This window comes from Massilia sp. SYSU DXS3249, assembly GCF_053668055.1.
The window spans coordinates 35,496-50,682 of the sequence record NZ_JBSIPX010000021.1 but is presented as its reverse complement, the minus strand read 5'-3'; the positions used below and the strand labels follow the sequence as shown (position 1 = coordinate 50,682).

General features: G+C 64.7%; 13 protein-coding genes. 7 read left to right on the top strand and 6 right to left on the bottom strand.

Going from position 1 to position 15,187, the window contains the following annotated elements; translation table 11 throughout:
* Positions 1–251 precede the first annotated feature (251 nt).
* On the top strand, positions 252–1,745 hold the full coding sequence (locus ACWCIA_RS20095; RefSeq protein ID WP_454166167.1) for a hypothetical protein: 1,494 nt from the start codon (positions 252–254) through the stop codon (positions 1,743–1,745).
* A gap of 82 nt (positions 1,746–1,827) precedes the next feature.
* Here the strand turns inward: ACWCIA_RS20095 and ACWCIA_RS20090 are convergent, their stop codons facing one another.
* From ACWCIA_RS20090 to ACWCIA_RS20080, 3 genes are read right to left on the bottom strand one after another with little or no spacing between them, the layout of a single operon-like run.
* On the bottom strand, positions 1,828–2,397 hold the full coding sequence (locus tag ACWCIA_RS20090) for a YceI family protein (protein WP_454166165.1): 570 nt from the start codon (positions 2,395–2,397) through the stop codon (positions 1,828–1,830).
* A 35-nt stretch (positions 2,398–2,432) separates the two neighbouring features.
* Positions 2,433–2,984, bottom strand: a complete 552-nt coding sequence (locus ACWCIA_RS20085; protein WP_454166163.1) for a YceI family protein — start codon at positions 2,982–2,984, stop codon at positions 2,433–2,435.
* Positions 2,985–2,993: 9 nt separating this feature from the next.
* Positions 2,994–3,527 carry a cytochrome b gene (locus ACWCIA_RS20080; protein ID WP_454166161.1) on the bottom strand — a complete coding sequence of 178 codons (534 nt, stop codon included), beginning with the start codon at positions 3,525–3,527 and terminating at the stop codon, positions 2,994–2,996.
* Between the two features lie 202 nt (positions 3,528–3,729).
* Between ACWCIA_RS20080 and ACWCIA_RS20075 the strand changes: the two genes are divergently transcribed.
* Positions 3,730–5,697 (top strand): TonB-dependent receptor plug domain-containing protein, encoded by a 1,968-nt coding sequence (locus ACWCIA_RS20075; protein ID WP_454166160.1) that lies wholly within the window; start codon positions 3,730–3,732, stop codon positions 5,695–5,697.
* A 233-nt stretch (positions 5,698–5,930) separates the two neighbouring features.
* On the opposite strand, the gene purB is transcribed toward ACWCIA_RS20075, so the two are convergent.
* Positions 5,931–7,310, bottom strand: coding sequence for an adenylosuccinate lyase (purB, locus tag ACWCIA_RS20070; protein WP_454166158.1), 1,380 nt, complete (start codon positions 7,308–7,310; stop codon positions 5,931–5,933).
* 147 nt (positions 7,311–7,457) lie between these two features.
* On the opposite strand from purB, the gene ACWCIA_RS20065 reads away from it, so the two are divergent.
* Both ACWCIA_RS20065 and ACWCIA_RS20060 read left to right on the top strand, forming a co-directional pair.
* A complete protein-coding gene (locus tag ACWCIA_RS20065; RefSeq protein WP_454166157.1) occupies positions 7,458–8,072 on the top strand; it encodes a glutathione S-transferase C-terminal domain-containing protein in 615 nt (204 codons plus the stop codon).
* Positions 8,069–9,001: a PfkB family carbohydrate kinase gene (locus tag ACWCIA_RS20060; protein ID WP_454166155.1), complete on the top strand. Its 933-nt coding sequence runs from the start codon at positions 8,069–8,071 to the stop codon at positions 8,999–9,001. The genes ACWCIA_RS20065 and ACWCIA_RS20060 overlap by 4 nt, the downstream gene beginning before the upstream one ends.
* Positions 9,002–9,183: 182 nt before the next feature.
* Here the strand turns inward: ACWCIA_RS20060 and ACWCIA_RS20055 are convergent, their stop codons facing one another.
* The gene (locus ACWCIA_RS20055) at positions 9,184–9,759 is read right to left on the bottom strand and encodes a TMEM165/GDT1 family protein (RefSeq protein ID WP_454166153.1); all 576 of its coding nucleotides are present in this window, start codon (positions 9,757–9,759) and stop codon (positions 9,184–9,186) included.
* Positions 9,760–9,943: 184 nt separating this feature from the next.
* On the opposite strand from ACWCIA_RS20055, the gene ACWCIA_RS20050 reads away from it, so the two are divergent.
* The 3 genes from ACWCIA_RS20050 (at position 9,944) to ACWCIA_RS20040 (ending at position 14,278) form a co-directional block, all read left to right on the top strand.
* Positions 9,944–11,794, top strand: coding sequence for a M1 family metallopeptidase (locus ACWCIA_RS20050; RefSeq protein WP_454166152.1), 1,851 nt, complete (start codon positions 9,944–9,946; stop codon positions 11,792–11,794).
* A 58-nt stretch (positions 11,795–11,852) separates the two neighbouring features.
* On the top strand, positions 11,853–13,484 hold the full coding sequence (locus ACWCIA_RS20045) for a serine hydrolase (RefSeq protein ID WP_454166150.1): 1,632 nt from the start codon (positions 11,853–11,855) through the stop codon (positions 13,482–13,484).
* A 245-nt stretch (positions 13,485–13,729) separates the two neighbouring features.
* On the top strand, positions 13,730–14,278 hold the full coding sequence (locus ACWCIA_RS20040) for a PEP-CTERM sorting domain-containing protein (RefSeq protein WP_454166148.1): 549 nt from the start codon (positions 13,730–13,732) through the stop codon (positions 14,276–14,278).
* Between the two features lie 70 nt (positions 14,279–14,348).
* On the opposite strand, the gene ACWCIA_RS20035 is transcribed toward ACWCIA_RS20040, so the two are convergent.
* Positions 14,349–15,137 carry a class I SAM-dependent methyltransferase gene (locus ACWCIA_RS20035; RefSeq protein ID WP_454166147.1) on the bottom strand — a complete coding sequence of 263 codons (789 nt, stop codon included), beginning with the start codon at positions 15,135–15,137 and terminating at the stop codon, positions 14,349–14,351.
* Positions 15,138–15,187: the final 50 nt, after the last annotated feature.

Below are 15,187 nucleotides of genomic sequence, written 5' to 3'. Positions count from 1 at the left end.
TTACGGTGGCCATGTGAAAAAGTCTACGGATGTACGGCACAGCGGGTCGGTGCGGCAACTCACGTTAGACGACGAATCTGTGCGCAGCGTTCCGCAGCGTTTTTTTGCATCGAAAGTTGCCAATTTGGAATGTCCTGAAGTGGGTGCGTCAGCGAACAGAAGCTAGTGTCCAGCGGGCATATCGTTCGTCCACTGGCAACCCAACTGTTGCAAGACTTGAACGCCATAACGACCTTTGAAAGGGATCCATCATGAGCTACGACAGCAATAAACAGAATTCGCGTATGGTCACCGGCCTGTTCCCGGACCGCGCCAGCGCAGAGCGCGCTTACGGCACCGTGCATGAGCGTGGCTACAGCCGTGACGACGTCAACCTGATGATGTCGGATTCGACCCGCAAGACCCATTTTGGCGACACCGATACTGAACTTGGCAGCAAGGCCGCCGAAGGCGCCGGCATCGGCGCCGGCATCGGCGGCACCATTGGCGCCGTCCTGGCAGGCATCGCCGCCGTCGGCACCACCCTCGTGCTGCCGGGCGTCGGCCTGGTCGTGGCAGGTCCCCTGGCAGCGGCCCTGGCCGGCGCCGGCGCGGGCGGCATCACCGGCGGCCTGATCGGCGCGCTGATCGGCGCCGGCATCCCGGAAGAGCGTGCCAAGCACTATGAAGAAGGCATCAACAAGGGCGGCATCCTGATGGGCGTGAACGCCCGTTCGGATGAAGACGCTGCCCACATCGAGCGTTCGTGGACCGAACACGGCGGCTCGCACGTGATCGGCACCGGTGTCGGCGCCGTCGGCGGCGCGCTGGCCGGCGCTGCGATCGGCTCCGCAGCCGGTCCGGTCGGTACGATTGCCGGCGCCGCCATCGGCGGTGTCACCGGCGGCATGGCCGGCAAGGGCGTGGGCGAAGTCGTCAATCCGAAAGCCGGTGACGACCTGAACGAACACCACCTGGCCAAGGGCGTGGGCGCCAGCGCCGGCGCGGCAACCGGTGCCGCAGTGGGCGCCGTGGGCGGCCCGATCGGCATGGCTGCGGGCGCCGTCGTCGGCGGCCTGGCAGGCGGCGCTGCCGGCCGTGGCGCGGGCGAAGTCGTCAATCCGAAGCCGGACGACGAACTGCACGACCATAACCTGGCACAAGGTGTCGGCGGCGCCGGTGGCGCTGCTGCAGGCGCGGCAGTCGGCGCGGTCGGCGGCCCGATCGGCGCGGCTGCAGGCGCCGTGATCGGCGGCCTGGCTGGCGGCGCTGCGGGCAAGGGCGCCGGCGAAGTCATCAACTCGAAACCGGGCGACGAGCTGCACGACCATAACCTGGCCAAGGGCGTGGGTGCGGGCGGCGGTGCGGCGGCTGGTGCAACGGTGGGCGCCGTCGGCGGCCCGATCGGCGCGGTGGTCGGTGCGGGCATCGGCGCCGCGGTCGGCGGCATGGCCGGCAAGGGTGTGGGCGGCATGGTCAACCCGGCGCACGAAGATGCGCACTGGCGCGACAACTACCAGACCCAGTCGCACTACACGCCTGGCTACACCTACGACGACTACCAGCCGGCCTACGCACTGGGCTACAACGGCAAGAGCCGCTACCCGGGCAGCTATGACCAGAACGAGCACTATCTGGCCGACGAGTGGAACACGACCAAGGGCAAATCGCGCCTGTCGTGGGACCAGGCCAAGATGGCCAGCCGCGCTGCCTGGCACAAGGTCGAGCGCGCCATCCCTGGCGACGCCGACGGTGACGGCCGTTAATCGAGCCGCATCGATCGAGAGGCGATAAAAAAAGCCCCGCTGCCGGAAGGTAGCGGGGCTTTTTCCATGTAACCAGTAAAACTTACTGCTTGACCGCTTCCACCTGAATCGCCAGTTTCACTTCCGGCGAGAAGCGCGGCAGGCCGAAGGTGACGCCGTAGTCGCTGCGCTGGAAGGTGGCCGAGGCATCGGCACCGCAGACTTCGCGCTTGAGCATCGGGTGGTCGATACACTTGAACTTGTTGATCGTCAGCGTGAGCGGCTTGGTGACGCCGTGCAGGGTGAAGTCGCCGTCGACGGCCACCGGGGTGTCGCCGTTGAAGCGGATCTTGTTGCCTTTGAAGGTGGCGGTCGGGAACTGGGCGACGTCGAAAATGTCCGGCTTTTTCGCGTGCTCGTTCATCTTCTGGTGGCCGAAGTCGACGCTGCTCATGTCGATCGTGATGTCGACGCTGCCGGTCTTCGCCGCGCGGTCGAGCACGACGGTGCCGCTGGTCTTGGTGAACTTGCCGCGCCAGACCGAAATGCCCATGTGGTCGGCTTCGAAGCTCGGGTAGGTGTGGCCGGGATCGATGGCATAGGTGTCGGCGGCGGCGCAGGCCAGGCCAGTGCTGGTGGCGAGCGTGGCGGCGATCAGAAACTTGAATTTCATGGGCACATCCTTTTTATTAATGACTCAGTGAATGATTACTGGCCCGCGGTGACGCGGAACTTGATGACAACTTCGTCGGCGACCATGCTCGTGTCTTTCCACTCGCCTTCGCCGATATTAAAAGCCAGCCGTCGAATCGGCAACTGTCCTTCGAACACTTGTTTGCCGGCTTCGGTCCTGACGGTGAGCGGGAAGCTGACATCGGCGGTCCTGCCCTTGAGGGTCAGCTTGCCGGCCACGTTCAGCTTGCCGGGGCCGGCCGCCTTGATCGCGGTCGATACGAAACTCGCTTTTGGGAACTGTGCCGTATTAAACCATTCCTTCTTGGCCACTTCGCGGTTGTATTCGGCATCGCCCAGGTCCATGCTGGCGGTCGCGATCTCGACGGCGGCCTTCGACGTTTCCGGGCGGGCGGCGTCGTAGTCGATATTCGCCGTGAAGGTCTTGAATTTGGCCTCGACCGGCACGTTCATCTGGCGGAAGACGGCGGCGACGCTGCTTTTGGCAGGATCGGTCTTGAGCGGAACGGCGAATACCAGGGAGCTCGACAGCAGCGCCGCAGCGCTCAGCAGGTGCAGGGTTTTCATCGGATTTCCTTATTTGGAGAAGGGCAGCATGCGTCCCATGACGCCGTCGCGGTCGACCAGCAGGTGCTTGAAGGCGGCCAGCACGTGCAGCGCCACCAGGGCTGCCAGGCCCATGTTGAGCCAGTAGTGCAGGGCGCCGAGCACGGGTTTCAGGGCCGGGTCGGCCTCGATCAGGACCGGCAGCGGGAACAGGCCGAACCAGACGACCGGCACCCCGGCCGCCAGGCTGTAGAAATAACCCGACAGGGGAACGGCGAACATCAGCACATACAAGAGGCCGTGCAGGATGTGCGCGGCGCGGCCCTGCCAGGGCGCCATGGTGTCGGGGTAAGCGGGCGGCTTGCTGCGCAGGCGCCACAGCAGGCGCAGCGCGGCCAGCGCCAGGACGGTCACGCCGGCCCATTTGTGCCAGGAAAAATAACGCAGCTTGGTCGGCGTCAGGCCGGGGATGTCCGTCATCACCAGGCCGAGCGTGAAGGTGCCGATGATCAGGACAGCGATCAGCCAGTGCAAGGCGATGGCGATGGAAGAGTAGCGCTGCATGGGATGCCCGGGTATCGTACTGGCTAGAACAAAACTATAACAAAAAACAACGGATATCGCTTACCGGCCGACTGTTTCTTTTTGTACACTATCAGGAATTGTTAAACGTGCACAGGCGCAAACGGCAGGGAATGTAAAATTCTACAAAAGCGCGCGCGTCTGGAAGCCCATGGCGAGCCTGTTCGCACCGTCGAGGAATCGTATGTACATCTGTCACCCACATCGGCCACGCCTGCGCCCCCTGGCCCTGCTGCTCGGCTGCGCGCTGGCCGCCGGCGCCGCATCCGCCACGGCGGCGAGCGTCGACCAGCCGCAAGGTTCGGATTTTGCCGATCTGTCGATCGAGGAACTGGCCAACATCGAGGTGACCTCGGTGTCGAAGCGCCCGGAACGCCTGCTCGACGCGCCCGCCTCGGTCTTCGTCATTACCGCGGACGACATCCGCCGCTCCGGCGCCGCGACCCTGCCCGAAGCGCTGCGGCTGGCGCCGAACCTGCAGGTGGCGCAAGGGAACGGGACGACCTACGCGATCACTGCGCGCGGGCTGAACGGCGGGGGCAATAGCGCGCCCAATAAACTGCTGGTGCTGGTCGACGGACGCTCGGTCTATACGCCGCTGTTTTCCGGCGTATTTTGGGACGTGCAGGACCTGATGCTGGAAGACATCGAGCGCATCGAAGTGGTCAGCGGCCCGGGCGGCACTCTCTGGGGTGTGAACGCGGTCAATGGCGTCATCAACATCACTACGCGCTCGGCACGCGATACCCAGGGCAGTCTGGCCGTGTTGCGCGGAGCGAACAACGGCGCCGACCTCGCGTTCCGCCAGGGTGGGCGCCAGGGCGAAGGCAGCTGGCGCATTTATGGGAAAGCACAAGGACGCGCGCACACCGAGACGGCCGGCGGCGCGCCCATCGATGACGCCTGGCATTCGGGGCAGGTGGGCTTTCGCGCCGATTGGGAGCGCGGCTCCGACCGCTTTACCTTGAACGGCAACGCCAACCGCGGCGCCTTCGGGCAGCCGGCGCCGGGTACGATCCGCGTCAGCGGTACCGATGCGCGGCTGGACACGGTCGACACGCAAGGCGTGAACCTGACCGCCGGCTGGCAGCATGCACTGCAGGGCGGCGGCAGCGTCAACTTGCAGCTATATTACGATTACACGCGGCGTGAAGTGCCGCCCACCTTTACCGAGTCGCTCGACATCGTCGACCTGGAGTTCCAGCATACGTTGGCGGCTGTCGGTGCGCACAGCCTGGCATGGGGGGCGAATGCCCGCCACAGCTGGGATCGGGTGCAGGGCAGCCAGTACGTCGCCTTCCTGCCGGAGCACCTGAACCAGACCTGGCTCAGCCTGTTTGCGCAGGACGAGATCACGCTCAACCCCACGCTGCGCGTCACGCTCGGCGCCCGCGTCGAGCGCAACCCTTACACGGGCGTCGAATTCCTGCCCAGCGCGCGCCTGTCGTGGAGCATGACGCCGGGACACGCCTTCTGGGCCGCCGCCTCGCGCGCCGTGCGCGCGCCGTCGCGCCTCGATGCCGATACCTATATTCCCGGACGTCCACCGTATATCCTCGAAGGCGGGAATGGCGTGCGTTCGGAAGTGGCCAAGGTATTCGAACTCGGCTATCGCGGCCAGCCGCTGCCGCGCCTGTCCTACTCGGCCACGCTGTTCTACAACGATTACGACCACCTGCGCACCCAGGAACTGCTGCCGAGCCAGACCATGGTCCGCTTCGCCAACCTGATGGACGGGCACGCGCTCGGCTTCGAGATGTGGGGCAGTTTCCAGGCGACGAAATCGTGGCGCCTGTCGGGCGGCCTGACGACGATGCGCGAGCGCGTCCACCTTAAACCCGGCAGCAACGATGCCGTCGGTGCGATGCGCGCGGGCTTCGACCCCTCGCACAGTCTGCAGCTGCGCTCGCACTACAGCATCGATGCCACGCGCGAGGTGGAACTGGCCGTGCGCAAGGTCGGCGCGCTCGATATCGGTCCCGTGCCCGGTTACACCGCGCTCGACGCGCGCTTCGGCTGGCGCCTGCGGCCCGGCCTGGAGTTGTCGGTGGCGGGCGTCAACCTGAACGGCAGCCATGCGGAATATGGCGGGATCGCGACGCGTTCGGAAGCGCCGCGTACGGTGGCGGTCAAGCTGGTGTGGCAGAACTGAGGGTGTCGTAGGGTGGACGGCTCTACCCGTGAACCAGCGCTCACGCGGCTTTGGCGCCGTCCACGCGCTCAACGCACGGGTCCTAATCGAATCGCCTCTTTGCATCCACTGGTTGAACGCGTGGACGGCGCATGCGGTGCGTGTGAATCAATTTTCGGGTGGAGCCGTCCACCCTACAAAAAAGCCCGCGCCATTTCTGGCGCGGGCTTTTTTTGACGCGAGAGCCGGCGGAATCAGATCGCCTTCGCCAGCTCCGCCGCAATCCCCGTGTAATTCGCCGGCGTCATCGCCAGCAGCAGGTCCTTGGCTTCCTGCGGAATCGCCAGCTTGCCGATGAATTCCTGCAGCGCTTCACGCGTGATGCCCTTGCCGCGGGTCAGTTCCTTCAGCTGCTCGTAGGGGTTCTCGATGCCGTAGCGGCGCATCACGGTCTGGACCGGCTCGGCCAGCACTTCCCAGTTCGCGTCCAGGTCCTGCTCGAGGCGGGCGGCGTTCACTTCCAGCTTGTTCAGGCCACGCAGGCAGCTGTCGTAGGCCAGCAGGGCGTAGCCGAAGCCGACGCCGATGTTGCGCAGGACGGTCGAGTCGGTCAGGTCGCGCTGCATGCGCGAGACCGGCAGCTTTTCCGCCATGTGGCGCAGCACGGCGTTCGCCAGGCCCAGGTTGCCTTCCGAATTCTCGAAGTCGATCGGGTTGACTTTATGGGGCATGGTCGACGAACCGATTTCGCCGGCTTTCAGCTTCTGCTTGAAGTAGCCCAGCGAGACATAGGTCCAGATGTCGCGGTTCAGGTCGAGCAGGATGGTGTTGGCGCGGGCGATGGCGTCGAACATCTCGGCCATGTAGTCGTGCGGCTCGATCTGGATGGTGTACGGGTTGAACGTCAGGCCGAGGCGCGACTCGATCACGTCTTTCGAAAAGGCCGGCCAGTCGAAGCCGGGGTAGGCCGACAGGTGGGCGTTGTAGTTGCCGACCGCGCCGTTCATCTTGCCGAGGATCTCGACGTCGGCGATGCGCTTCACGGCGCGCTGCAGGCGCGCGACGACGTTGGCGAATTCCTTGCCGAGGGTGGTCGGGCTGGCGGTCTGGCCGTGGGTGCGCGAGAGCATCGGCAGCGCGGCGTTGACGTGGGCGATGTCCGTCAGCTTGGCGACGATGGCCTGCAGCGCCGGCAGCATGACGGTGTCGCGCGCGGCCTTGAGCATCATGCCGTGCGAGGTGTTGTTGATGTCTTCCGAGGTGCAGCCGAAGTGGATGAATTCGCTTGCTGCCACCAGTTCCGGCACATCCTTCACCTGTTCCTTCAGCCAGTACTCGACCGCCTTGACGTCGTGGTTGGTGACCGCCTCGATTTCCTTGATGCGCGCGGCATCCTGCTCGCTGAAGGCCGCTGCGATCTTGTCGAGGTGGGCGCTTGCTTCCGCGGAGAAGGGCTTGATCTCGGCAAAGCCGGCCTGGGCCAGCGCCTGCAGCCAGGCGATCTCGACCATCACGCGATGGTGCATGAAGCCGGCTTCGGACAGGATCGGGCGCAGCTTGTCGGTCTTGGCGGCATAGCGGCCGTCGAGCGGCGACAGGGCCGACAGGGAGGAAAGTGGGGCGGTAGCGGTCATGGCGGGCAGTCCGTGCAAAAACGCGGATTTTACCACCGCAAGCATATTGGAGCTTTGTGGTGGGCACAGCGAAACGGGCCGGCAAGGCCGGATTCGGCCCGTATGCCGATGTTATACTCTTATCAAATTCCTCTTTCCCGAGCATCTATGAAACTCATCGGTTCGAACACCAGCCCGTATGTGCGCAAGGTCCGCGTCGTGATGGCGGAGAAGAAGCTCGACTACGCCTTCGAGCTCGACAATGTGTGGGGCGCCGAGACCCAGGTGCACCTGTCCAACCCGCTGGGCAAGGTCCCTTGCCTGGTGATGGAAGACGGCAACGCGCTGTTCGACTCGCGCGTGATCGCCGAATACCTCGACACGCTCACGCCCGTGTGCAAGCTGCTGCCGCCGAACGGGCGCGACCGCGCCGACGTGAAGGTGTGGGAAGCGCTGGCCGACGGCGTGCTCGATGCCGCCGTGCTGGTGCGCCTGGAAAAGACGCTGCGCCCGCAGGAGCAGCAGAGCCCGCAATGGATCGCGCGCCAGCTCGGCAAGGTGCATGCGGGCCTGGCCGTCATGTCCGAAAAGCTGGGCGAGCAGCCCTTCTGCATGGGCAAGTCCTACACGCTGGCCGACGTCGCCGTCGGCTGCGCGCTCGGCTGGATCGCGTTCCGCTTCCCCGACATCGCCTGGCGCGGCGACTACCCGAACCTGGCCCGGCTATCCGACAAGCTGGGCGAGCGCGCCTCCTTCAAGGACACCGTCCCGTTCGAAGCATGAGCGCGGCCTTCGGCACGACCGTCGTCTTCGGCGAAGCCCTGGTCGACGATTTCGCTACCGAGCAGGTGGTCGGCGGCGCGCCCTTCAACGTCGCGCGCCACCTGGCTGCCTTCATGGCGCCGCAGCTGATGATCACCCGCATCGGCGCCGACCACAATGGCGACACCATCCGCGCCGAGTTCGAGCGCTTTGCCATGTCGCAGGCCGGCCTGCAGGTCGATGCTATCGAGGAAACCGGCCGCGTGCTGGTCGAGCGCGCCACCAAAGGGCACCGTTTCGTCATCGTGCCGAACCAGGCCTACGACTACATCGCGCGCGAGGAGGCGCTGGCGGCGCTCGCCGGCGTCACCCCCGGCATGCTGTATTTCGGCACCCTGGCCCAGCGCGGCGACCGTTCGCGCGGCACATTGAAGGCGCTGCTGTCGGCGGCGAGCGCCACCCGCTTCCTCGACCTGAACCTGCGCGACGGCCAGGTCGACGAGCGCACCATCGCCGACGCGCTGCACGCCGCCGACATCGCCAAGCTGAACGAGGACGAGCTGCAATACCTGTTCCAGACCTGGTTCCAGCTCGGCCCGCACGATCCGCCGATGACGGCCGACGAGGCGCGCTCCGCTTGCCGCGCGCTGCTGCAGATGTTCGGGCTGCAGGCGCTGATCGTCACGCTGGGGCACCGCGGTTCCGTGTATTTCGGCGCCGACGGCAGCACCATCGACACCCGCGACACGCCGGCGCCGCCCTTCGTGATCGACACGGTGGGGGCGGGCGACGCCTTCTCGGCCATCTTCCTGCTGGGCCGCGCCCGCGGCTGGCCGCTCGAGACCACGCTGGCGCGCGCCAACGAATTCGCGGGTGCGATCTGCGCGATTCCGGGCGCGGTGCCGCGCGATCTGGGGTTTTATGACAAGTGGATGGCGCGCTGGCGGTAAACATTGCCATGCGCGATGTGGTGCAAATACGTGGGGCGATATTCAACCGTGCGTTGAACGCGTGGACGGGAAACCCGTCCACCCTACGCTGGCTCGGGGAACGCTAGCGCATATCGGAAGGACGTAGGGTGGACGGCTATGCCGTCCACGCGTTCAACGCACCGTCGCACACCGCGCAGGTGTTAGAACCCCAACCCCTCGCCCACGCCCAGCAGCGTCGCAATCCCCAACCCCAGGAAAATAAACGCCGCAATCCCGTGCACCAGCCCGAGCGGCACCTTGCCCGCGATGCGCTCGCCGAAATACACGGCCGGCGCGTTCGCCAGCATCATGCCCAGCGTGGTGCCGGCGACGACCATCGCCATCTCGTTGTAGCGCGCGGCCAGGGCGACGGTCGCCACCTGCGTCTTGTCGCCCATCTCCGCGACAAAAAAGGCGATCAGCGTCGTCATGAACACGCCGAACTTCGCCAGCGAGGCTTCGGTCTCGTCGATCTCGTCGGGGATCATGGTCCAGATCGCCATCGCCAGGAAGGACAGGCCGAGCACCCAGCGCATCACCGAAGGTCCCAGCAGCTCGCTGACGAGGGCGCCGACGGCGGCGGCGAAGGCGTGGTTCAGCAGGGTGGCGACGAAGATGCCGAGGACGATGGGCAGCGGGCGGCGAAAGCGCGCGGCGAGCAGAAAAGCGAGGAGCTGCGTCTTGTCGCCGATTTCAGCGAGGGCGACGATGCCGGTTGCAACGAGAAAGGCATCCATAAGTGGTGCAGGGGGCGAAAGCGCAAAAGCGCGGATCATAGCAGAGTCGAGGCGGCCAAAGCGCGTCAATACGCCGGCACGCCACGCCGCGCGCGGCCCCGGCAGCGGCTGCGGGCAGACGCTTTCCCGCCCATCCCGCGCGTGCTATTCTGCTCGCGCCTTCCGCTCAGCCTTTGCACACCACATGAACACCAGTACCCTCCTGCGCGCCAGCGCCTGCGCACTCCTCGGTTTGTCCTCCAGCGCCTTCGCGCTCGACCCCTTGAGCTACGCGAACTATGACCAGGTCAAGACCCGCGCCTTGCACCTCGATCTACAAGCCGATTTCACGAAGAAGACGCTGGCCGGCCATGCCGAGCTGACCCTCGACTGGCTGGACAAGTCGGCGCGCCGCCTGGACCTGGACACGCGCGAACTGGCGATCTCGAAAGTCGAGGCGCAGGATGCGACCGGACGCTGGGCGCCGGTGAAGTACACGCTCGAACCCTTCGACCAGGAGAAGGGCCAGGCGCTGCGCATCGACCTGCCGCGCCAGGCGCCGAAGGTGCGCATCCACTACCGCACCGCGCCAACCGCCAGCGCCCTGCAGTGGCTGAACCCGGCGCAGACCCTGTCCGGCAAGCGTCCCTTCATGTTCAGCCAGTCGCAGTCCATCAATGCGCGCTCCTGGGTGCCGGTGCAGGACACGCCCTCGGTGCGCTTCACCTACACCGCCCGCATCGACGCGCCGCAAGGCCTGCGCGTCGTGATGAGCGCCGATAACGATCCGAAGGCGACGGGCAAGGGAGGCTGGAAGTTCAGCATGCCGCAGCCGATTCCGTCCTACCTGCTGGCGATCGGCATCGGCGAACTGGAGGCGCGTACCCTGGGCGGGCGCACCGGCGTGTACGCGGAACCGGGACGCATCGACGCTGCCGCTTATGAATTGGCCGACACCGAAAAGATGGTGGCCGCCGCCGAGTCGCTGTACGGCCCTTACCGCTGGGGGCGTTACGACATGCTGGTGCTGCCGCCTTCGTTCCCGATCGGCGGCATGGAGAACCCGCGCCTGACCTTCCTTACGCCGACCATGATCGCGGGCGACCGCAGCCTGGTCGACCTGATCGCCCACGAGCTGGCGCACAGCTGGTCCGGCAACCTGGTGACCAACGCCACCTGGAAGCACTGGTGGCTGAACGAAGGGTTTACGACTTACGTAACCACGCGCATCCTCGAAGTGCTGTACGGCGAAGAGGTCGCGACCATGAACCTGCAGCTCGAGCAGGAAGAGGCGATCGAGTCGCTGAAGGACCTGCCGCTGGCGAAGCAGGCCCTCGTCACGCGCGACCCCGACACCGGCTCGGGCACGTATACCGACGAAGGCCTGGCCTACCCGAAGGGCGCCTGGCTGCTGCGCACCCTGGAACAGCGCGCCGGCCGCGCCGTGTTCGATCCTTTCCTGCGCGGCTGGTTCGACAGCCACGCCTTCCAGAGCGTCACCACCGATCAATTCGTCGCCTACCTGCGCGCCAAGCTGCTGGCGAAACACCCGCAGGTGATGAGTGAGAAGGAGCTCGACGAATGGCTGTACGGCCCCGGCATCCCGGCCGGCGCCCAGTACGCGAAATCGGCACGCCTGGTGGCGCTGGACGCGACGGTCGCCGCCTGGCTGAAGGGCACGCTGCCGACGGCGCAGCTCGACACCAGGGGCTGGACCGCCAACGAGTGGATGAAGTTCTTGAACGACATCGACAACAAGGCCGACGCAGGGCGCCTGAAGGAACTCGACGCCGCCTTTGGCCTGGCGAAGACCGGCAACAACGAAGTGGCCTTCCGCTTCTACCGCGCGGCCGTGCACGCCGGCTACCGCGACATCCGCCCGCAACTCCAGGCTTTCTTGATGAGCGTCGGCCGCCAGAAGTTCGTGGTGCCGCTGTACGCGGCGCTGCGCGCGAACGCGGAGGACCGCGCCTGGGCTGAGAACGTCTACAAGGCGGCGCGCGAGCGCTACCACCCCGAAACGCAAACCAGCGTCGACAAGGCGATGGCGAAATAAGATTCAACCAAGGGCCGGGAGACGGCTCGACAAGCAAAGGAACCGAAGAGTGCAACAGATGAAACGCATTGCAGCCGCGATCCTGATCGCCGCCGCTACTACCACCGCCGCCACTGCGGCCTACGCCGAAACGCCGGCGGCGGCAGTCACCGCGCCCGCGGCGGCCCGGGCGTTCGACCTTGAACAGGACGTCACCCGCGTCATGCAAGCCTTCGACGTGCCGGGCATCGCGATTGCCGTCGTCAAGGACGGCAAGATCATCGCTGCGCGCGGCTTCGGCGTGCGCAAGCTCGGCGAGCCGGCCAAGGTCGACGGACAGACCCTGTTCGAAATCGCCTCGAACTCGAAGGCGTTCACCGCCGCCGCGCTGGCGATGCTGGTCGACGAGGGCAAGCTGAAATGGGACGATCCGGTCGTCCGGCACCTGCCCGACTTCCAGATGCACGACCCGTATGTCACGCGCGAGATGACCGTGCGCGACCTGCTCGTGCACCGCAGCGGCCTGGGCCTGGGCGCGGGCGACCTGCTGTGGTGGCCGACGACGAATTTCAGCACCGACGAGATCATCGAGCGCCTGCGCTACGTGAAACCGGCGACCAGCTTCCGCAGCAGCTATGCCTACGACAACCTGCTGTACATCGTGGCCGGCAAGATCATCGCCCAGAAGTCCGGTAAATCCTGGGGCGACACGGTGCGCGAGCGCATCCTCAAGCCGGTCGGCATGGACACGACGACGACCAGCCTGGCCGAGAACAAGGGCAACCCGAACGCTTCGAACGCGCACAGCAAGATCAACGACCGGATCGCGGCCGTGAAGTCGATGCCGGTCGATAACGCGGTCGGCGCCGTCGGCATCAACACGAATGCCGAAGACATCGCCAAGTGGATGAAGGTGCTGCTCGACGGCGGCCGGGTCGAGGGCAAGCAGGGGGCTGACGGCAAGGAGCTGCGCCTGTTCAGCGAGGCGCAGTCGCGCGAGATGTGGACTGCGCAGACGCCGATGAAGATCAACACGCCCAAGCCGCCGCTGGCTGCGACCAAGCCGAACTTCTTCGCCTACGGCCTGGGCTTCCAGCTGCGCGACTACAAGGGCCAGCTGGTCGCCATGCACGGCGGCGCGCTGCAGGGCTTCTATTCGCGCGTGCTGCTGGTGCCGGAATCGAAGCTGGGCATCGCCATCCTGACCAATGCCGAGAGCGGCGGGTCGCTCAACGCCCTGCAGTACCGCCTGCTCGACCAGTACATGACGGGCGCGGCGCCGGTCGACTGGATCAAGGCCATCGCCGACCTGGAGCACGAGGCGCACGAGAAGGAAAAGGCGCGCCTGAAGGGCGCCTCCGCCACCCGCGCGGCTGCGTCGAAGCCCTCGCTGGCGCTGGCCAGCTACGAAGGGCAGTACGACGACCCCTGGTACGGCGCCATGCAGATCAAACGTGGGGCAGGGAACAAACTGATCATGTCGTTCACGCGTACTCCGGACCTGACCGGCGAGATGGAGCACTTCCAGCACGACACCTTCATCGTGCGCTGGAAGGAGCGCAACTTCAACGCCGACGCCTACGTCACCTTCGCGCTGGACCACGACGGCAGCATCGAGCACGTCAAGATGAAGGCGGTGTCCACGGAGACCGACTTCAGCTACGACTTCCACGATTTGCTGTTTACGCCGGTGAAGCAAAAAGAGAAGTGAGACTGCGTACTAGCGTAGGGACTAGATGAACGCGAGACGAGCGAAAACCGGACGCAAGATTGTAAAATTTCTCATATGAAATTTTAATGATCTGTCGGCAATATTTACAGTTCTGTTTCCGGGATGGATGTTAAGTTTCCTAAGATTATGATTCTTAAGGGAATTTAGTTTCTGGCATGAAACCTGCTATGGATAGTTATGCAAACCGAATTACATAACGTCACTCCAACTACAGGGATCTACTCATGAACATGCTGAAAAAATTTGTTGTCGCCGCGGCCTGCTCGCTCGCCTTTGGTTCTGCCAACGCCACTGTCATTCCTCTCGAACAACTTGAACAAAGCCCGAACGTTCAACTGAATTACGATGTCTTGGCGAAACGCTCGACGACCCTGACGTTCGATATCAACACGCTGCTGGCTGACCAGTCGGCAACTTTGGCAGATATCGTATCTGCCATTTTGAATGTCTATCTGACCGACAAGAACGGAGACAGAGAACTGTATTCGATCGCCGTTACTGGACAAAACGTAGCGCCAAGCAACCAAGTCAACAATGGTGTTGCCGAGAAAAATGAAAAAATTGAATTTGGCACGGCTGCTTTGAACGATCTGAAGGACGACGGCATCATCATTGCAACCGTGAGCGCCAGGTCTGGCGAGTTTTATCTTGCACGCGCGACGCTGGATGTCGATGTCAACGTGGTTGAAGCGGAAGTGCCGGAACCGGTATCGCTGGCGCTGCTGGGCATGGGCCTGCTGGGCCTGGGCGCCGCTCGTCGCCGCCGCGCCTGATCACTCGGTTATAAAAAAAACGGCCCGGTCTGATGACCGGGCCGTTTTTATTTCTACTGCTGCGGCATGTTTACTGCTTCACGAACTTGAGCGTCATGCGGTCGCTCTCGCCGATCGCCATGTACTTCTCGCGGTCCTTGTCCTTGTTGGCCAGCACCGGCGGCAGCGTCCACACGCCTTTTTCGTGGTTCGCCGTGTCCTTCGGGTTGGCGTTGACTTCGGACTTGGCGGCCAGCTTGAAGCCGGCGCTTTCCGCCATCTTGATCACATAGGCTTCGTGCACATAGCCGCTCGATGCCTTGTCGTCCTGCTTCATCGAGCTTGGGAGGCGGTGGTCGACCACGCCCAGCACGCCGCCCGGCTTCAGGACCTTGTGGATTTCCTTGAAGGTGGTCTTTACGGCCTCGTCGCCGGCGCCGACCCAGTTGTGCAGGTTGCGGAAGGTGAGCACCATGTCGACGCTGCCCGCCGGGGCGATCTCGAAGCGGCTTGGCGGCTCGAACACGGCCGGGACCACCTTGCCGTACAACGCAGGGTTGGAATCGAGCTTTTTCTTGAACGCTTCGCCGTAGCGCTTGCCCGGCGCGATCTCCTGGCCGGCGCCGATCAGCTTGCCCTTGTCGCGCAGGTAGGGCGCCAGGATCTCGGTGTACCAGCCGCCCGAGGGCACCAGTTCGACCACCGTCATGTTCGGCTTGATGCCGAAGAAGGTCAGGGTCTCGTACGGATGGCGCCATTGGTCGCGCTTGGCGTTCTCCACGCGGTGCTCGCCGGCGATGACGGCTTTCAGTGCATCGTCGGCTTGCACGGCACCTGCAGCGCCGGCGGCCAGCAATGCGGCCAGGATCAGTCGTTTCATGAAGTCTCCGTTGGGTGGTGGGTCGCGCATGATGATCGAACAAGCAACAG